Consider the following 20147-nt stretch of genomic DNA (forward strand, 5'->3'; position numbering starts at 1 on the left):
ATCGATTGCTTAGAAGTACTTGGTGATACTTAAGCGAACATCACGACCAACGCCTGAGACAGACTCCCCTAAGTAGGGATAGTAGTCACGGTCAAAGAGGTTAGTCGCGGTCACTCTAATATTGGTATCTGGAATAAATTCAGGCTGCCATTGCGCAAATGCACCATAGAGTGCATAGCCTTTCGACTTTGGGTATCCCCATGAATCGGCTTTAGGATCTCTATCTGCGGGAGAGCGGACTTGATGACCAACAAAGTCACCGGTGAGACCAAAGTTGGCATTCCATTGAGGGAGTTTATACCCCAACATAACATGTAAGGTATCTGGTGGGATCTCACCAATCCATGTTTTTTGCCCAAACCAAGGGTCTCGAGGGGAAGCATCACGTTCACCCTTGATGGCGGAGTAGGCCATTTTACCGAATACATTCGGGCTATCATAAAATAGCTCAATTTCTAAGCCCTCAATGGTGTAACCGGGTAAGTTACGGTAATTGGATAAGGGGCGACCACAATCGCCAGTACCATTTTTCTTGGCTTCACAGTATTCACCACGGCGGCGGAATATCTCATCTTTTCCTCTGTTACGAAAAAGCGTGGTTCGTATTTGCAGCTGATCATTGGCCTGTATGACTTGATCAAAGTCGAGTATTGCGCCTAAACGTACCCCATCCATGCGCTCCTTACCCAAGTTTCGACTACTTCCGGTTAAACTACTATTGGCAAATTGCACCTCATATTGTTCATCAATAACAGGTGCACGCCATGTGCGGCTAACATCCCCGAATAAAGTGAGATTCGGTGTCGTTTTCCAAAGAATGCCTAAGTGAGGTGAAATACCACTATAAGTGACAGAACGGTAGTCATGACCAATTAGCGGGTCTTGCTCCATATAGGTTGCGGCTAAGTTTCCTTTACCTTTGTTCTGCACATAGTCATAACGTAAGCCCGGTGTGACAGTGAGTGTGTGCCAACTAATCGCATCTTGGAGATATACACTAGTGGTTTCTTGAACACCTGCTGGCATAAATTGTGGCTGATAATAACCATAGTTATATTTAGGGTTTTTCGCTTTTCCCGCATCAAACATCAAAATACCGCGATCATTTTTATGCCAACGAGCACCTATAGTAAGTTGATGTTCTAAACGACCAGTATCAAATAGACTTTCATTATGGATATCAAATAGCTGATCGGTATAGTCAACCCAACTTTTATTCCCTAAGCTGGAGGTTAAGTATTTTGAAGCATTTTCTGGTCGGGTATCATGCTGTTGACTCTTAGACCAAGCATAAGTTGTCGTTAGGTTTATCCAATCACTATTTTCAGGGATATAATTCCATTTCACACTATAGTTTTGATCTTGTTGATCCCGTTGGACCAATTTGCGTTTTATCGCACCGTCAAAACCATATTGCTCAATCTCTTTTTGCGTTGGTGTTGCTAACTCATCTCGTTTGGCTGCCCAAGGAACTAAGTTATCCGATTCGGAGCGCATTGCCGATAGACTGAGCGTGTGTTCATCATTGAGATAAAGGTTGGTTTTCAGTAAATAAGAGAGTTGGTCAGCTTGCGAAAAGCCAAATCGAGTGCCATCGGGGCGGCGTAAATCATCCCCTTTTCGTTTACTGACATACAGCAAACCATCTGCAACGCCATTTAATGTTTTACCATATAGTGCTGAACTGTAAATATTTTGGCGATCATTAGTGTGATAGCTGTATTTGAACATAGCGCCAAAATGTTGATCGGCAAGTAGTAAGTCTGCGGGATCTTTGGTGGTAATTTTAACGGTTCCGCCGAAACCACCATTACCATCCATAATATTATGTGGTCCTTTATCAACGTCAATGCGTTTAATCAGCTCAGGCTCGATAAACACAGAGCCTTGGCGATATTTTTCAAACCCTTTAGGGGCATCATCAAGGGTCACTTTGACATCTTCCACATCGCCCATGCCCCAAATATTTAGGGTTTGTCCACCGGGGCGAGGTGAACCTGATGAGGAGACCCCCGGTAGCTGATCAACTAATTCTGCAAGGTTATTAGCTTGAGTACGCTCAATATCCTTCAGTTTTAATACAGAGCTACCGGCACCGACACTGGAATTTAAATTACCAACAACAGAGAGCGCGGGGAATTGCACGACATCATCTTGTTGTTTTGTCTGTTTAACCTCTTCCGATGCACTTTGCGCAAATGCAGAGGAGGTAACAACAAGTAATCCAGCCAGAGAAAGGTGATTAAATGTTGATAAAAAGAGATGTGTAGAGCTATTGATTTTAAACCATGAAATATAATTTTTATTCATTATTTTCCTACTAATTAACCATTCTATAAACATCTTTAATGAGTCGTTTTGAGGTGGTTTTTCGGGTAATAAAAATAATAATTATTTTCATCTATGTTGCTTGCTTGAGGAATAATTGCACAGCCTATAAATATACTGTATATTTGAACAGTGTTGTTTGTCGATCAGATTGCTATGCGTAAAATAATTCATATCGATATGGACTGCTTCTATGCAGCGATAGAAATGCGTGATGACCCAAGTTTGCGCAATATTCCAATTGCCGTCGGTGGGAGTGCTGACCGCCGTGGTGTCATCAGTACCGCGAATTATGAAGCGAGGCGTTATGGCGTACATAGCGCCATGTCAACGGCGGTTGCATTAAGGTTGTGTCCTCATCTGAAAGTTGTACCGGGTAGGATGGCCCTTTATAAAGAAACCTCTTTACACATTCATAAAATCTTTTCCCAGTATACGGATTTAATAGAGCCTCTTTCTTGGGATGAAGCTTATTTGGATGTCAGTGAGTGTGAGCATTACCACGGCTCAGCGACATTGATTGCCCAAGCCATTCGCCAGCAAATTTTTGATGAACTGCAACTCACTGCTTCGGCAGGGATAGCCCCAATAAAGTTTTTAGCCAAGATAGCGTCTGATCTAAATAAACCGAATGGCCAATACGTGATCACGCCTCAAGCGTTGCCCGACTTTGTTTGGTCATTGCCATTAAAGAAAATTCCTGGGGTAGGGAAGGTAACCGCACAAAAATTACTCGATATGGGGTTAGAAACTTGTGGTGATGTACAAAGTTATGATGTGGTTAACTTAATCAAAGTGATGGGGAAATTTGGTCAAGTCCTGTGGGAGCGTTGCCATGGAATTGATGAACGCTCAGTCAATCCTGATAGGCTACGTAAATCTGTTGGTGTCGAACGCACACTGGCAGAAGATATTCAACATTGGGAAGATTGCTTACCATTACTTAATCAATTATATGAAGAGTTGGAAGTCAGGCTTATGAAAGTGAAACCGGACCGCCGTATTGCTCGGCAAGGGATAAAAATGAAATTTAATGACTTTCAGCAAACAACTCAAGAGCATGCTTATCCCATTTTAGACAAGCAAGACTTAATATCATTAGCTAAGCAAGTGTGGGAGCATCGCCGTAAAGATCGAGGTGTTAGGCTAGTGGGCCTGCATGTAACGTTATTAAGCCCACAGATAGAAAGGCAATTATTACTAGATTTCTAAAAAACACCCGCCATTAATGACGCTGATCCCATAAAGCTAGACCGTTCATTAAGACGGGTATTTGAAGAAACAATTAGTTTTTAACAGGGATCGCTTTTAAGACCGCTGTTAATAATTTCCAGTATTCACCAACACTGGCGATATGTACTCGCTCATCAGGTGAGTGCGCACCACGAATGGTTGGCCCAATAGAGACCATATCCATATCAGGGTAAGGCTTCTTGAATAGACCACATTCCAGACCTGCATGGATCACCATTACATTAGGAATTTTACCAAACAGTTTTTGGTAAGTTTCGCTAACTAAATGCATAACGGGTGAGTCTGCATCGGGTTGCCAACCTGGGTAGCTGCCTTCTGCACGGTATTGTGCTTGTGCGAGCTTGCTCACCGATGTCAGCATATTCACGACATAGTTTTTACCGCTGTCGATTAATGAACGAACGAGGAAAATCACTTCGGCTTTCTCTTCCGTCATCGTGACAACGCCTTCGTTAAGTGAGGTTTCTACCACACCTTTTGCGACATCGCTCATGCGGATCACGCCATTTGGCGCCGCATTTAAGAAGAACACAAAGCGTTTTTGGCACTCTTCAGTCAGCGCTTTCAAGTTGCTTTGAGTTTCTTCTAATAAAAGAACTAAGTTTGGCTCAACAACGGCCAGTTCATTTTTTAAGATGTCTTCATAGCGTGCTCTTAGGGCTGTTAGTTCAGCGACTTTATCTGCTGGAACAGCGATAATCACATGCCCTTCACGAGGGATAGCATTACGAACGGTTCCCCCAGTGAATTCTAACAGTTTTAAACCAAGCTCTTCTTGGTGGCCCGCAAGGAAGCGTGCCAACAGCTTGTTAGCATTACCTAAACCTAAATGAACATCACCACCAGAGTGACCGCCTTTTAAGCCTTTTAATGTCATGGTGAAGGTTTTGTAGCCTTGCGGTACGGCTTCACGAGTGAGGTCAAATGTTGTTGTAAAATCAACACCACCCGCGCAACCCATATAGATTTCGCCTTCTTCTTCTGAGTCAGTATTGATCAGAATATCCGCTTGTAGCCAACCTGCTTGTAAGCCAAAAGCACCGTCCATGCCTGTTTCTTCGGTCATGGTTAACAGTACTTCAAGTGGCCCATGTTCAACGCTATCATCTGCTAGCACCGCAAGGGTAGATGCCATTCCGATACCGTTATCTGCACCTAAAGTTGTGCCTTCTGCCGTGACCCACTCTCCATCAACGTAAGGGCGGATAGGATCTTTGGTAAAATCATGTACCGTGTCATTATTTTTCTGCGGAACCATATCTAAGTGTGCTTGCAGCACAACAGGTTTACGATTTTCATAGCCAGGTGTTGCCGCTTTGCGGATCAAGATATTACCGACTTGGTCACGTTCTACATGAAACCCTTTTTGTTTTGACCATTCGATAATGTGTGTTGCTAGCGCTTCTTCATGATGAGAAGGATGGGGAATTGAACAAATTTTGGCAAAAATATCCCATAATGGCTGTGGTGACAATTTGGCTAGTTCAGACACGTTAGATCTCCTTAAGCGACTTTGATCTTATTTATTTTTAGCTACTTATTCTGCTTAAAAGGTGTGGCACAGATATTCAGGCCACACGATTGATTTTCTCAGCATACACCTAATTGTTATAAATAGTCAGTGTAAATCATATTAATTCATCACAATTATCCGTTTTTGCTGGTTTTTGCTGTGTCAAATCACTATAATCTCGCGCAACCTTTTTTCCGCAAGACACATTTCAGTATTACTCAGCAGTCGGGACCCGAATTTTATGAGCGAAAAATATGTCGTAACGTGGGATATGTTGCAAATACATGCCCGTAAACTCGCACAACGTTTATTACCAGTCGAACAATGGACCGGCATTATCGCGGTTAGCCGTGGTGGCCTTGTACCAGGTGCACTTCTTGCACGTGAATTGGGTATCCGCCATGTTGATACCGTATGCATCTCCAGCTATGACCATGACAACCAGCGTGAATTGAAAGTCATTAAACGTGCCGAAGGTGATGGGGAAGGTTTCATTGTCATTGACGACCTCGTTGACACTGGTGGTACTGCAAAAGCCATTCGTGATATGTACCCGAAAGCACATTTTGTGACAATTTTTGCAAAACCAGCAGGCCGCCCATTGGTGGATGATTATGTCGTTGATATTCCACAAAACACGTGGATTGAACAGCCATGGGATATGGGCGTGGTGTTTGTAAAGCCTTTGTGTGAGCAAGATAAATAAACCATAACGGTTTTGAGTTAGATCTAAATGACAGGTAAAAATAGCGCTAATATGGGGTGTGCCCTTTATTATGATGCTTAAAACATTATTACCTAATAAAATTAAACACGAAACGTTATGATAAGGGGGATGCAATGGCATTCCCTTTTTATTTTAGCTCAATCGACAGGTTATCAGGATGACTCAACAAAATCTCTCCGAAAAACTGTTCAAGCCAAAAGTTAAGCAAACTGAAACATCAACATTAGTTTCTTACTCCGCTTATAGCGCCCCTATTGTCAATAGCCATTCGGCATTAAGTGGTGCCCAGCACGCGGGCTGGTATCGTATGATCAATCGCTTGTTGTGGATTTGGCGTGGTATTGACGCTTTAGAAATTGAAGAGGTTTTGAGCCGTATTGCGGTAACAGAAGCCGAACGTAGTGATGAACATTTACTTGATACCATCATTGGTAATCGTCGCGGTAACTGGTGCTTTGAGTGGTCTCATCAAGCCATGCAATGGCAACAAAAAGCCTTGCAGTTTGAAGGAGGAGAAAAAGCCAGTCGGGCATGGTTGCGTGCTGCCAATTTGTACAGTATTGCCGCTTACCCTTTTATAAAAGGCGATGAATTAGCGGATCAAGCGATTCTCTTGGCATGCAAAGCCTATGATAGCGCCGCACAATTTTCGCGTTATAAACTGAAAAAAATCGCGTTTAAGGTCGATGGTAATAAAGAGGTATGTGGCTTTTTACATATCCCTTCAACGGGTCAGGGGCCTTATCCGACAGTCATGGTATGTGGAACGCTGGATAGTTTACAAATCGACTATTGCCGTTTTTTCCGTGACTACCTTGAGCCACTTGGTATTGCCATGTTGACATTAGATATGCCGTCAATTGGCTATTCAATTAAATATAAGCTATCCCAAGAAACCAGTGAACTCCATGAGCAAGTGGTTCGCCAGCTAAACACAATCCCATGGATAGACCATACACGCTTTGGCCTTGTTGGGTTGCGCTTTGGCGCCAATGTCGCTTTAAGGCTTGCCTATATGTGCCCTGATAAAATCAAAGCTGTCGCTGTCTTAGGACCAGTTGTACACAGTTTATTGCATGAAGAAAAATATCAGCGCGATATTCCACGTATGGAGCTGGATGTTTTCGCCAGTCGTTTAGGAATTTATCATGTTGATGGTGCGGCATTACGGCATGAATTAAGTTGCTATTCATTAAAAAATCAAGGGCTTTTAGGGCGTCGTTGTCGTGTGCCTATGATGTCGGTTTATTGGAAAGGTGATATTTATAGTCCTAAAGCAGAATCCGATTTGATCAGGCGTTCATCAATGGATAGCCATATATTAACCCTGCCAGAGACACCTGTTTTTGAAAACTTCCAAAAGTCACTGAGTGAAACAACAGATTGGTTAAAAAGTAAAATTGTTTAATTTTATTTAATAACTTGATTATTTTTTAACTTTTGTTAAAAAGGGATCTTCTCAAAAAGGAGATCCTTACATGGCGTTACCTACTGATTACTCTAATGGGAAGTATTTAAAGAAGTTTTCTGCTTTAGGACCTTATCTACGAGAAAAGCAATGTTTAGATGGTTGCTATTTTTTCGATAGCCTGACTGTTTGCGTTAATGTCAATTCAGCACCAGAAAGACGCGAGTTTTGGGGCTGGTGGATGCTATTATCGCCAAATGAAGATGGATTTGAGTATTCATACCATTTGGGTTTGTACAATGTTCATGGTACTTGGCAAGATAAGCCACTGAAAGATAATGCAACCCTTGATATCATTGAGCAGAACCTCATATCCTTCCATCAATCCCTTTCCAAACAACTTTCTGAGCTTGAGCTATCTTTGTTTCCTTCCGCAAAAATGGCAGAATTTAAATTGGAATTAAGCGCATAAAATTGTTTTAAGCCAACTTTTGTTGAATTTAGCGTTATGCCTGTTGGCATAACGCGCTCCAACTGATAAAAATGATACCTAATTTGTATTGATTAATTTTAATGGCAGAAAAATGATGAAAAATAGCCAGACACTTGTTGTTAAATTAGGCACTAGTGTATTGACCGGAGGCTCACGGCAATTGAACCAAGCTCATATTGTTGAGTTAGTCAGGCAGTGTGCGCAACAATATCAAAAAGGGCATCGTATTATTATTGTCACGTCTGGCGCTATCGCTGCTGGTCGTGAACACCTTAATTACCCCGAGCTTCCAGCGACAATCGCGTCGAAGCAGCTTCTTGCAGCGGTAGGGCAAAGCCGCCTTATTCAGTTATGGGAACGTCTATTCTCTATTTATGGTATTCATATTGGGCAGATGCTGTTGACACGGGCTGATCTGGAAGACAGAGAGCGCTTTTTGAATGCACGAGATACATTGCAGGCTCTGCTTGATAATGGCATTGTGCCTGTGATTAATGAGAATGATGCTGTCGCAACCGCTGAAATTAAAGTGGGGGATAATGATAATTTATCAGCCCTTGCCGCTATCCTTGGTGATGCTGACAAATTGCTATTATTGACAGATATTGAAGGGTTATTTGATTCTGACCCTCGTAGTAACCCGAATGCAAAACTGATCCCAGAAGTGTATGGCATCAATGATGAATTGCGTGAAATGGCGGGGGGAAGTGTTACTGGTCTGGGGACGGGGGGGATGGCAACTAAGTTGCAAGCCGCCGATGTTGCAGGAAGAGCAGGAATAGATGTCATTATTGCGGCAGGTAATAAGCCAGATGTGATCAACGCGGTGATTGAAGATATTCCAGTAGGCACGCGGTTTTATGGGCAGAAAAACCCAATGGAAAACCGCAAGCGTTGGATCTTTGGTGCTCCAGCGGCTGGCGATATATATATCGATGATGGCGCTCAACTTGCTATTATGGAAAAAGGAAGCTCCTTACTGCCGAAAGGCATCAAAAAAATTGAAGGTGATTTTTCCCGTGGTGCCGTTGTACGGATACGGAATATGGCAGGTAAAGATCTTGCTCACGGGGTCACTCATTATAATAGTGACGCTTTAAGAATGATTGCGGGCCATCATTCACAGGAAATAGGCCGCATACTGGGCTATGAACATGGCTCTGTAGCTGTCCACCGCGACGATATGATAGTGGGTTAATTATGTTAGAACAAATGGGAAAATCGGCTCGTGAAGCCTCATGGCAACTCGCCCAATTAAGTACAAAACAAAAAAATGCGGCTTTAGAGCAAATTGCTGATCTACTGGAACAAGAAAGTGCAGCAATTCTTGCCGCTAACGAAAAAGACATAGAACAAGCTCGTGCAAATGGGATGTCGCCTGCACTGCAAGATCGTTTATTACTAACGCCAGAGCGCCTAAAAAATATCGCGGATGATGTTAGAAAAGTGTGCCAATTAGCCGATCCTGTCGGGCAAGTGATTGATGGCAATCTGTTGGATAGCGGTTTAAATTTACAACGTCGCCGTGTGCCACTAGGGGTTGTTGGGGTGATCTATGAAGCTCGCCCAAATGTGACCGTTGACGTGGCTGCTTTATGCTTAAAAACAGGTAACGCGGCGATTTTACGTGGTGGTAAAGAAACGCATAATACCAATTTGGCTATCACAGACGTGATCCAAAAAGCATTAAAAAATAGCGGCATATCGGCGAATGCTATTCAAGCGATTAATAACCCTGATCGTGAATTAGTGGCGCAGCTACTCAAATTAGATCGATATGTTGATATGCTGATCCCAAGAGGTGGAGCAGGGCTACATAAATTGTGTCGTGAGCAATCGACGATCCCTGTGATCACCGGTGGGATTGGTGTTTGTCACACATTTGTTGATGAATCAGTTGATTTTGATAAAGCAATCAACGTGCTGATTAATGCAAAAGTCCAACGTCCAAGCGCTTGTAATTCACTTGAAACCGTATTGGTTCATGAAAAAATTGCGGCGGCGTTTTTACCTCTACTAAGCCAAAAAATGGCTGAACAGCAGGTCACTTTACATGCCAGCAAGCAAGCTATGCCGTACTTGCAAAAAGGGCCTGCAAAAGTGGTCGATGTCACGCCTGAAAACTTAGTGGATGAGTGGTTATCACTCGATCTGAATGTTGAAATTGTCTCGGGAATTGATGCCGCAATCGACCATATTCGAACCTATGGCACCGCACACTCCGATGCTATTTTAACGGAATCTATCCGCCAAGCTGACTACTTTGTCCTACGTGTAGATTCTGCGGCAGTGTATGTCAATGCAAGTACTCGGTTTACCGACGGAGGTCAATTTGGACTAGGCGCTGAAGTTGCTGTGAGTACACAAAAACTGCATTCTCGTGGTCCAATGGGATTAGATGCCTTGACGACATACAAATGGATTGGTTATGGAGACTTCCTTAACCGAGCTTAAAAGTTAAATAATAATAATTAGGCCACACTTAGCGTGTGGCTTTGTTTTTATGATTATTGGTTGTTTTGAGACTAAAAAATCTATAACGCGTAGCGTACGCCTCGTAATGATCATGACAATGGGATGAATCAAAATGTTTTACATAATAGGTCCGAGAGGTTCAGGGAAAACAACAATCGGTAGGCGATTGGCTGATTATAAAGCATGTCAATTCATTGATACCGATAAATTGATTGTTGAACGTGCGGGAACCAGTATTGCGCGGATAGTAGAACAACATGGCTGGGAATACTTTCGTCACTTAGAAAGTGAAGTATTAAAATCGATAGCCGATCCAGATGCCGTGGTATCGACGGGGGGCGGCATTATCCTATCTGAAGAAAACCAACGTGTGATGCGTGATAATGGCACGGTGATCTATTTGAGCGCGAAACCAGAGGTTTTGGCGGCGAGACTAGCAGCTGAGCCGCAAGCTGATCAACGTCCAAGCTTAACAGGCAAATCAATATTAGAAGAAATTGAAGAGGTCATGTCACAAAGGGAGCCTCTTTATCAAGCAACCGCACATTATGTGATTGATGCGGAGCTGCCCGTCGAGACAATTATCACTCAATTAACAAATTTGGCTTAAAAGCATCGTGCTTCAAGGCACTTTAGGAGTAAACTACTTAGCTTAATTCTGGTTTTCAAGACATAATTATCTGTTGGAATGATAAAAGAAGACAAAACATAGGGATTTATTATGCTGGCAAATATGCTCAGGGCAGTACTTAGATTTTTATTTCGTATCCGCGTACTGGGAGACGAAAAAGAGTTATATCAAGACAAATGTCTAATTACACCTAACCATGTTTCATTCATTGATGGGATATTAATTGCGCTGTTTTTACCTATCAAGCCTGTGTTTGCAGTTTATTCGACTGTTGCAACACCGAGAATGATCAAACTACTAAAACCTTATGCTGATATTGTTCCTCTTGATCCGGCAAACCCTCTGGGGATCCGCAAACTAGTCAAAGAAGTTGAAAAAGGCCGTCCAATCGTTATTTTCCCTGAAGGGCGTATCAGCGTTCACGGCTCGCTGATGAAAATTTATGACGGTGCGGCATTTGTTGCGGCAAAATCAGGGGCAAAAGTGATACCTATTCGTATTGAAGGCGCTGAAAGGAGTTATTTTAGCCGCCTAAAAGGTATTATTCCTTTGAAATGGTTTCCTCAAATCACTCTGCATATTTTACCCGCTGAAACTATCCCTATGCCTGAAGCGGCAAAAGCGATTGAACGCCGTCGTTTAGCAGGTATTCATTTATATAGCATTATGAAGTCAGCACGTATGGCTTGCCGTCCTCAAGTCACACTGGTTGAAGAATTTATTCAGAGCGTAAAACGCTTTGGGCGCCGTTCGCCATGTATTGAAGATATTAATTTTAAAGAAGATAACTACCAAACGCTGTTGAAAAAATCGTTAGGCGTTGGGCGAATAATCGAACGTTATACCCATGAAAATGAGCGTATTGGCCTATTATTACCAAATACAACAGTGACGGCGGCCGCTATTTTCGGGGCTTTAATGCGTGGACGAGTTCCTGCCATGCTGAATTATACGGCGGGTAGCCATGGTATTCGTAATGCACTTAAAGCTTCTCAAGCAAAAGTTATCTTTACGTCACGACAATTTCTTGAAAAAGGCAATTTAACCCATATTCCAGAGCAAGTTACTGAAGCAAATTGGATTTACCTTGAAGATTTAAAAGATACCGTAACTTGGCAAGATAAATTATGGATAGTTAAACACCTATTAATGCCAGCTAAGGCCGTGATTCCTCGTAAGGCTGAAGATGAAGCATTAGTGCTGTTTACTTCTGGTTCAGAAGGTACGCCAAAAGGGGTTGTGCACAGCCACGCTAGCCTTATGGCAAACGTTGAGCAAATTAAAACCATCGCAGACTTTACGCCTCGTGACCGTTTTATGTCATCGTTGCCACTCTTTCACGCTTTTGGGTTAACGGTTGGGCTGTTTATTCCTCTCTTTTCAGGAAGCCGGGTCTTTTTATACCCAAGCCCACTCCATTACCGAGTTATCCCTGAATTAGTGTATGACAAAAATTGCACTGTGTTATTTGGCACATCAACATTTTTGGCTAACTACGCACGTTTTGCTCATCAATATGATTTTGCACGATTACGCTATGTCGTTGCGGGTGCTGAAAAATTATCAGATAGCACCAAGAAGATTTGGTTTGATAAATTCGGCATTCGTATTCTTGAAGGTTATGGTGTGACTGAGTGTGCGCCTATTGTCTCTATCAATGTTCCGATGGCTTCTAAAGAAGGCACGGTAGGGCAAATATTGCCACAAATGGACTCCCGTATTATCCCAATTTCCGGGATTGAAAATGGAGGCAAGTTGCAACTCAAAGGGCCAAATATCATGAAAGGGTATTTGCGTGTTGAAGCGCCCGGCGTTCTTGAAAAACCATCGGCAGAAAACCAGCATGGTGAGCAAGAAGAAGGATGGTATGACACAGGTGATATCGTCGTACTTGATGAACTCAATTACTGCACGATTAAAGGCCGTGTCAAAAGATTTGCGAAGCTTGCTGGTGAAATGGTTTCACTCGAAAGTATTGAACAGATGGTATTCAGTTTGTCGCCAAACGCCCATCATGCTGTGGTTACGAAACCGGATAGCAGTAAAGGCGAGGCATTGGTCCTGTTTACCACAGATAAAGAGCTGGATAGAAGTGCACTTTCATCTGCCGCAAAAAGTAAGGGCTTAACCGAATTAGCTGTGCCGCGGGATATTCGTGTTGTAAAAGAGTTACCAGTGCTCGGAACGGGTAAAACAGATTTCGTTACGCTTAAACAGATGGCGTTAGAGGATTGAAGGTATGCAAGATGTCAATGCGCCACTCATGAGCCGAGGGATGAAAGCGGTTCTGGCTTCGCAGTTTCTTTCCGCTTTTGCTGATAATGCGCTGTTATTTGCCATTTTAGCCCAGTTAAAAGCGGAGTTTTATCCTGAATGGAGCCATCCCGTATTACAGATGGTCTTTGTATTTACCTATATCATCTTAGCGCCATTTGTAGGGCAAGTTGCTGATCGCTTCTCGAAAGGGCGTGTCATGTTAGTTTCAAACTTGTTTAAGTTTATTGGCGCGCTGGGGATCTGCTTGGGTCTTAACCCATTCCTTTGTTATGGGCTTGTTGGGATTGGCGCAGCATCATATTCCCCTGCAAAATACGGTATCTTAGGTGAACTAACCAGTGGCGATAACTTAGTAAAAGCAAACGGCGTTATGGAAGCATCAACAATCGCCGCTATATTAGTTGGCTCAGTTGTTGGCGGTATTTTATCTGATGTTAGCCTAATATTAGCCCTTGCGACCTGTGCTGTGCTTTATGCGTTAGCGGTAATTGCCAATTTTTATATTCCTCGATTAGTTGCCGCTCGCCCTGGTAAAGGCTGGCATTTTAAAAAACTATTCATTGATTTTTGGACAGCCTGCCGCACGCTGTGGGCAAACCAAGAAAGCCGCTTTTCATTGGTCGGAACTAGTATGTTTTGGGGCGCGGGTGTCACTTTACGCTTCTTATTAGTGGCATGGGTTCCTATCGCATTAGGCTTACAAGATAATGCAACGCCAACCTACCTTAATGCCGCGGTTGCCGTCGGTATTGTCGTGGGAGCGGGGCTTGCCGCAAAATTTATTACATTAAAAACCGTATCACGCTGTATTCCCGCAGGGATTGTGATTGGCGTTATGGTGATATTACTTGCTCTGCAAACTAAACTCATGCCTTCTTACGCCATCTTGGCTGTATTAGGGATTTTTGGTGGGCTATTTGTAGTTCCTCTCAATGCGTTACTGCAAGAAAAAGGTAAGGAAACGGTTGGGGCTGGTAACGCGATAGCGGTGCAAAACCTAGGTGAAAATAGCGCCATGCTTATTATGTTAGGGCTATATTCACTGGCAATGAAAGCTGGGTTGTCTGTGATTAGTGTCGGTATTGGCTTTGGCTCGGTATTTGCTATCGCAATTGCTGGGTTGTGGATCTGGGATCGCGCACGCAAAAAATAGGCATGTAAAGGTAAACAATCAAATGAAAAATGAAAGTTATCTCGAAACATTAAGCGTTCAGCTTGGTCAGATCCTCAAAAAGCAAGGTAAAACGATAACCTGTGCGGAGTCATGTACTGGCGGGTGGATTGCAAAAGTATTGACGGATATTGCCGGTAGTTCGGATTACTTTCATAGAGGGTTTGTGACATACAGTAATGAGGCAAAACACCAGATGATCGGTGTGACAGAAGCCTCATTGCAGAAGTATGGCGCAGTGAGTGAACAAGTCGTTTCGGAGATGGCGCTTGGTGCACTTAAAGAAGCCGCCGCTGATGTGGCGGTTTCCGTCAGCGGTATCGCAGGTCCCGGTGGCGGTAGTGAGGAAAAACCGGTTGGTACTGTTTGGTTTGGATTTGCTCAAAAACACTCTACAGGTACTGTTAATATTACGACTAAGCATTGTGTGTTCCAAGGTGATAGAAATGCAGTTCGTTTACAATCAACCGCTTATGCACTTGAAACACTTTTACAAATGTTAAGTTAAAAATCTTCTTGATACTGTATGATTATACAGTATACTTATCATCAACAAACCGAATTCAATCGTTCTATTTGCAGTGGGAGAGTCCATTGCACCAAAGGGAGTGAACATGGCTATCGATGAAAACAAACAAAAGGCATTAGCTGCAGCGTTAGGTCAAATTGAAAAGCAATTTGGTAAAGGCTCTATCATGCGTCTTGGTGAAGACCGCTCAATGGACGTAGAAACTATTTCAACAGGCTCTTTATCTCTTGATGTGGCTTTAGGTGCAGGTGGTTTGCCATTAGGGCGTATTGTCGAAATTTATGGTCCTGAATCTTCTGGTAAAACAACACTCACGTTGCAAGTTATTGCAGCAGCACAACGTAGCGGAAAAACCTGTGCATTTATCGACGCTGAACATGCGCTAGATCCAATCTATGCGAAAAAACTGGGTGTTGATATCGATAACCTTCTATGTTCTCAACCTGATACTGGTGAGCAAGCATTAGAGATTTGTGATGCACTGACGCGTTCAGGCGCTGTTGATGTCATTATCGTTGACTCCGTAGCCGCATTAACACCAAAAGCTGAAATTGAAGGTGAAATCGGTGACTCACACATGGGCTTAGCGGCTCGTATGATGAGCCAAGCGATGCGTAAATTAGCGGGTAACTTAAAGAACTCGAATACACTTTTAATCTTCATTAACCAAATCCGTATGAAGATCGGCGTTATGTTTGGTAACCCTGAAACCACTACAGGTGGTAACGCTCTGAAATTCTACGCTTCTGTTCGTTTAGATATTCGCCGTATCGGTGCTGTCAAAAATGGTGAAGAAATTGTAGGTAGCGAAACACGCGTTAAAGTTGTTAAAAACAAAGTTGCAGCGCCATTTAAACAGGCTGAATTCCAAATCCTTTATGGTGAAGGCATTAACACCTATGGTGAATTGATCGACTTAGGTGTTAAACATAAGTTGATTGAAAAAGCCGGTGCTTGGTATAGCTATAACGGTGATAAAATCGGTCAAGGTAAAGCAAACGCGACAACGTATCTGAAAGAGCATCGGGAAATTGCAGAAGAACTCGATAAAAAATTGCGTGAAATGCTTTTAACGCATACTGGTGAGTTTAGCAGCGCAGCGGCTGACTATATCAGTGAAACTGATGAAGATGAGACACCAGAAGAATTTTAATACGAACTTATTAGTTTGATAAATAAGAAGATTATAAACGCCACTCTAAAATGAGTGGCGTTTTTTTGTTTTTCATTTGAGCTATAATGGGATGAACAATGGTTTTTCTGTGGAAAAATAGCCCATTGAAAGGTATAAACATACTTTCAGAAAATATTCAGACGCTTTACAATGAAAGCCACGAATGGATGTATCTATACTACAAAAAATTCAAGGCGCAGCGAGGCGACAAAAAAATAAGTCGCTAAGAACATGTATCATGTCTGTAACTAGGACGAGTGAACATAGTCAACCATGCTACAACTTGAAGTATGAAGAGTATAAATTTTACTTCTACACAAAGAGACTTTATCTTATCAGTCACTTTTTAATCGGAGAGTTGATTAGAGGTGATGTTACATTCCATCTCAACAATTCGTAATTCAGTTTCCAGCTTGAAATCGGGATAATTATGAGTAAAAGCACCGCTGAGATCCGTCAAGCGTTTCTCGACTTTTTTCATACAAAAGGTCATCAGGTGGTCAGTAGCAGTTCGCTAGTGCCAAACAATGACCCAACATTATTGTTCACTAACGCAGGGATGAACCAGTTCAAAGATGTTTTTCTTGGTCTGGATAAAAGAGCATATTCCCGAGCGACAACAGCACAAAGATGTGTGCGAGCAGGTGGTAAACATAACGATTTAGAAAACGTTGGCTACACAGCCCGCCACCATACTTTCTTTGAAATGCTTGGCAACTTTAGCTTCGGTGATTACTTCAAACATGATGCAATCAACTTTGCTTGGGAGCTATTAACTGGGAAAGAATGGTTCAACTTACCAAAAGAAAAATTGTGGGTGACCGTCTACGAGACCGATGATGAGGCCTATGATATTTGGCACAAAGAAGTCGGTATTCCTGTAGATCGTATTATCCGTATTGGTGATAACAAAGGGGCGCCATACGCATCTGATAACTTCTGGCAGATGGGGGATACAGGTCCTTGTGGTCCATGTACCGAAATTTTCTATGATCATGGTGAGCATATCTGGGGTGGTCCTCCAGGAAGCCCTGAAGAAGATGGTGACCGTTATATCGAAATCTGGAACATCGTTTTCATGCAGTTTAACCGTCAATCCGATGGCACGATGGAACCACTACCTAAGCCGTCAGTGGATACAGGGATGGGGCTTGAACGTATTGCGGCAGTATTGCAGCATGTCAACTCTAACTATGATATCGATATTTTCCAAGAGCTGATCGCAGCAGCCGCTAAAGCGACAGGTTCTAACGACCTTTCAAATAAATCACTTCGTGTCATTGCTGACCATATCCGTTCTTGTGCATTCCTCGTGAGTGATGGTGTTATTCCATCCAACGAAGGTCGTGGTTATGTATTGCGCCGTATTATTCGCCGCGCAGTACGTCATGGTTATATGCTGGGAGCAAAAGACACTTTCTTCTACAAACTAGTGGCGCCACTCATTAACGTTATGGGGTCCGCTGCGGATGAACTGGCTCGTCAGCAATCTACTGTTGAAAAAGTACTTAAAACTGAAGAAGAACAGTTCGCTCGTACCTTAGAGCGGGGCCTACAGCTACTTGATGAAGAACTAGCTGCCCTTAAAGGGGATACCTTAGATGGTGAAACGGTATTCCGTTTATATGATACATACGGTTTCCCGATGGATTTAACCGCTGATGTGTGTCGTGAACGTAATATTAAGGTTGACGAAGAAGGCTTTGAGCGCGCAATGGAAGACCAGCGTCGTCGTGCTAGAGAATCAAGTGGCTTTGGTACTGACTATAATTCACTGATTAAGGTCGAAAAGCACAGCGAATTTTCTGGTTATGCCTATAATGAACAATTAGCAACAATAACTGCCATCTATAAAAATGGCCAGCCAGTCGATTCCCTGAACGCAGGTGAAGAAGGTTTGGTGATCCTTGATAAAACGGCGTTTTACGCAGAATCAGGTGGTCAAGTCGGTGATACAGGTTTGTTGCGTAATGATAGCGGTAGCTTTATCGTGACGGATACCCAAAAATATGGTCAAGCGATTGGTCATATTGGTAAGGTAGAATCAGGCTCTTTGGTGATTAATCATCGTATTGATGCCAAAATCGATGTGGAAAGACGTGATGCAATCCGTCTGAATCACTCAGCGACTCACTTGTTACATGCCGCTTTACGTCAAGTGCTAGGTGAGCATGTGTCACAAAAAGGCTCTTTAGTTAATGATAAATACTTGCGCTTTGACTTCTCACATTTTGAGGCTATGACAGCCGCTCAGTTGCGCGAAGTTGAAGATATCGTTAACGCACAAATTCGTAAGAATACACCAATTGAAACGGAACTTATGGATTTAGAGAGTGCAAAAGCGAAAGGTGCGATGGCACTATTCGGTGAGAAATACGAAGAGCGCGTACGTGTTCTGAGTATGGGCGGTGATTTCTCTATCGAACTTTGTGGTGGTACGCATGCAAGCCGTACTGGTGATATTGGTTTGTTCCGTATCCTCAGTGAGTCTGGTACAGCGGCAGGTGTGCGTCGTATTGAAGCGACAACAGGTGAGAGCGCATTGGAAAGTGTTCATAGCCAGTCAGAGCAACTTAATGCGATAGCTCATCTTCTCAAAGGCGATATGAGTAGCTTAGTTGAAAAAGTTAAGTCTGCATTGGAAAAATCTCGTCAGCTAGAAAAAGAGATTTTGCAATTAAAAGATCAACAAGCATCGCAAGAAAGTGCTTCACTAAGTAGCAAAGCAAAAGATATCAAAGGCGTTAAATTACTTGTTAGTCAATTAAATAATACTGAACCTAAGCTTTTGAGAACCATGGTTGATGATCTCAAAAATCAGTTGAAATCAGCGATTATCGTGCTTTCAACAACAAGTGGTGATAAAGTCAGTATAATTGTTGGTGTAACTAATGATTTGACTGCTAAAATAAAGGCGGGTGATTTGATATCCTATGTTGCTCAACAAGTCGGTGGTAAAGGCGGTGGGCGCCCAGACATGGCTCAGGCTGGTGGTACGGATGTGAGTGCGTTACCAACAGCTATGGCAAGTGTAGAAGATTGGGTGTCTTCACGGCTCTAGCTACTGGGGAAGTTACCTCATACACCGTGAGGTAACTTTCGCTGTTGCAACATTGTTAAAGTGTTGTAAGTGGTGTTATATTTTGTATGTATATAATTAAAAATGATTGCCTTGATGGCATCAATGCTTTAGGTGTATATCATTGCTTTACGTTTTCACGGTGTGTGATGGACAATAGCGGGGGAAACCTAGAGACCCGACTCTTTTAATATTTCAAGGAGCAAAGAATGCTTATTCTGACTCGTCGAGTTGGTGAAACACTCATGATAGGCGATGAGGTAACAGTTACGGTACTGGGAGTAAAAGGCAATCAAGTTCGTATTGGTGTCAATGCCCCAAAGGAAGTTTCTGTTCACCGTGAAGAAATTTATCAACGGATCCAGGCTGAAAAGACTCAACCAGACAATCAATAATAATGAATAAGCGTCCATATCTTGACCCACACAGCAAAGATGGACGCTTGTCTTTTATCTATATCCCTTCCTATATTTAATTTTTTCTCGCTTCCCTGTGGCTAATTGGCCTTTTATTCTATGGCCCTTACCACTTCTCTTGCACTGCATATGATGATTAACATGTTTTGCTAGCATATTTTCACGATAGAATTTCACAATGAGTCGTTTTTTTACGACCTTAAAAATTGTGAAATTACCCCGTGATGAATATGATTTTCGATGCTAAACTAATCATCTTGCTTGTGAAATGTGCAAACGATCATTGAAAAGTAAAAAGTTTGGAAAAATTGTTTGACTTCTAAAGCGAGGAAAGTAATATGTGCGCCACACAGAGACGAGATGTCAAAAACAAATCGCCTGTGACTAAAAACGGTGAGGTGGCCGAGAGGCTGAAGGCGCTCCCCTGCTAAGGGAGTATGCGGTCAAAAGCTGCATCGAGGGTTCGAATCCCTCCCTCACCGCCATTTTAGAAGCTGCATCCGTAGCTCAGCTGGATAGAGTACTCGGCTACGAACCGAGCGGTCGGAGGTTCGAATCCTCCCGGATGCACCATATTTAACCCTATAAGTAAAGCTGGTGGGGTTGCGTTTTGGTTTTTAAGAACTGAAACAACAGTAGTCATTGAGAAGTGTAGAGTTTGATATTGTAATG

Annotated in this window: 15 protein-coding genes and 2 tRNA genes; 15 read left to right on the forward strand and 2 right to left on the reverse strand. The window is 42.7% G+C overall.

Annotation, left to right across the window (positions count from 1 at the left end):
* Window positions 1-9 precede the first annotated feature (9 nt).
* On the reverse strand, window positions 10-2310 hold the full coding sequence (locus PR699_RS17235; protein WP_014656664.1) for a TonB-dependent hemoglobin/transferrin/lactoferrin family receptor: 2301 nt from the start codon (window positions 2308-2310) through the stop codon (window positions 10-12).
* Window positions 2311-2484: 174 nt separating this feature from the next.
* On the opposite strand from PR699_RS17235, the gene dinB reads away from it, so the two are divergent.
* A complete protein-coding gene (gene dinB, locus PR699_RS17240) occupies window positions 2485-3540 on the forward strand; it encodes a DNA polymerase IV (protein ID WP_014656663.1) in 1056 nt (351 codons plus the stop codon).
* 73 nt (window positions 3541-3613) lie between these two features.
* Here the strand turns inward: dinB and pepD are convergent, their stop codons facing one another.
* Window positions 3614-5074: a beta-Ala-His dipeptidase gene (gene pepD / locus PR699_RS17245; RefSeq protein WP_004923192.1), complete on the reverse strand. Its 1461-nt coding sequence runs from the start codon at window positions 5072-5074 to the stop codon at window positions 3614-3616.
* Between the two features lie 262 nt (window positions 5075-5336).
* Between pepD and gpt the strand changes: the two genes are divergently transcribed.
* From gpt to PR699_RS17315, 14 genes are all read left to right on the forward strand, one after another.
* Window positions 5337-5801: a xanthine phosphoribosyltransferase gene (gpt, locus tag PR699_RS17250; protein WP_004923189.1), complete on the forward strand. Its 465-nt coding sequence runs from the start codon at window positions 5337-5339 to the stop codon at window positions 5799-5801.
* Between the two features lie 178 nt (window positions 5802-5979).
* On the forward strand, window positions 5980-7230 hold the full coding sequence (gene frsA, locus PR699_RS17255) for an esterase FrsA (protein ID WP_004923186.1): 1251 nt from the start codon (window positions 5980-5982) through the stop codon (window positions 7228-7230).
* Window positions 7231-7300: 70 nt separating this feature from the next.
* The gene (gene crl, locus PR699_RS17260; protein WP_004923183.1) at window positions 7301-7702 is read left to right on the forward strand and encodes a sigma factor-binding protein Crl; all 402 of its coding nucleotides are present in this window, start codon (window positions 7301-7303) and stop codon (window positions 7700-7702) included.
* A 115-nt stretch (window positions 7703-7817) separates the two neighbouring features.
* Window positions 7818-8921, forward strand: a complete 1104-nt coding sequence (proB, locus tag PR699_RS17265) for a glutamate 5-kinase (protein ID WP_014656662.1) — start codon at window positions 7818-7820, stop codon at window positions 8919-8921.
* A gap of 2 nt (window positions 8922-8923) precedes the next feature.
* Window positions 8924-10177 (forward strand): glutamate-5-semialdehyde dehydrogenase, encoded by a 1254-nt coding sequence (proA, locus tag PR699_RS17270; protein WP_004923180.1) that lies wholly within the window; start codon window positions 8924-8926, stop codon window positions 10175-10177.
* 133 nt (window positions 10178-10310) lie between these two features.
* Complete coding sequence (aroL, locus tag PR699_RS17275; protein WP_004923298.1) at window positions 10311-10808, forward strand: shikimate kinase AroL; 498 nt, start codon at window positions 10311-10313, stop codon at window positions 10806-10808.
* Window positions 10809-10919: 111 nt separating this feature from the next.
* Window positions 10920-13064, forward strand: a complete 2145-nt coding sequence (gene aas, locus PR699_RS17280; protein ID WP_014656660.1) for a bifunctional acyl-ACP--phospholipid O-acyltransferase/long-chain-fatty-acid--ACP ligase — start codon at window positions 10920-10922, stop codon at window positions 13062-13064.
* Between the two features lie 4 nt (window positions 13065-13068).
* Complete coding sequence (lplT, locus tag PR699_RS17285; RefSeq protein ID WP_004923175.1) at window positions 13069-14259, forward strand: lysophospholipid transporter LplT; 1191 nt, start codon at window positions 13069-13071, stop codon at window positions 14257-14259.
* 22 nt (window positions 14260-14281) lie between these two features.
* Entirely contained in the window at window positions 14282-14785 is a 504-nt protein-coding gene (gene pncC, locus PR699_RS17290) for a nicotinamide-nucleotide amidase (protein WP_014656659.1), read from the forward strand.
* A gap of 106 nt (window positions 14786-14891) precedes the next feature.
* Window positions 14892-15959, forward strand: a complete 1068-nt coding sequence (recA, locus tag PR699_RS17295) for a recombinase RecA (protein WP_014656658.1) — start codon at window positions 14892-14894, stop codon at window positions 15957-15959.
* A 451-nt stretch (window positions 15960-16410) separates the two neighbouring features.
* The gene (gene alaS, locus PR699_RS17300) at window positions 16411-19041 is read left to right on the forward strand and encodes an alanine--tRNA ligase (RefSeq protein ID WP_014656657.1); all 2631 of its coding nucleotides are present in this window, start codon (window positions 16411-16413) and stop codon (window positions 19039-19041) included.
* A gap of 227 nt (window positions 19042-19268) precedes the next feature.
* Complete coding sequence (gene csrA, locus PR699_RS17305; protein ID WP_004264815.1) at window positions 19269-19454, forward strand: carbon storage regulator CsrA; 186 nt, start codon at window positions 19269-19271, stop codon at window positions 19452-19454.
* Between the two features lie 413 nt (window positions 19455-19867).
* Window positions 19868-19960: transfer RNA gene (locus PR699_RS17310), tRNA-Ser, on the forward strand.
* Window positions 19961-19971: 11 nt separating this feature from the next.
* Window positions 19972-20048 (forward strand) — tRNA-Arg (locus tag PR699_RS17315).
* Window positions 20049-20147 lie beyond the last annotated feature (99 nt).

It is taken from the genome of Providencia sp. PROV268 (assembly GCF_028477805.1).
GTDB lineage: Bacteria > Pseudomonadota > Gammaproteobacteria > Enterobacterales > Enterobacteriaceae > Providencia > Providencia stuartii.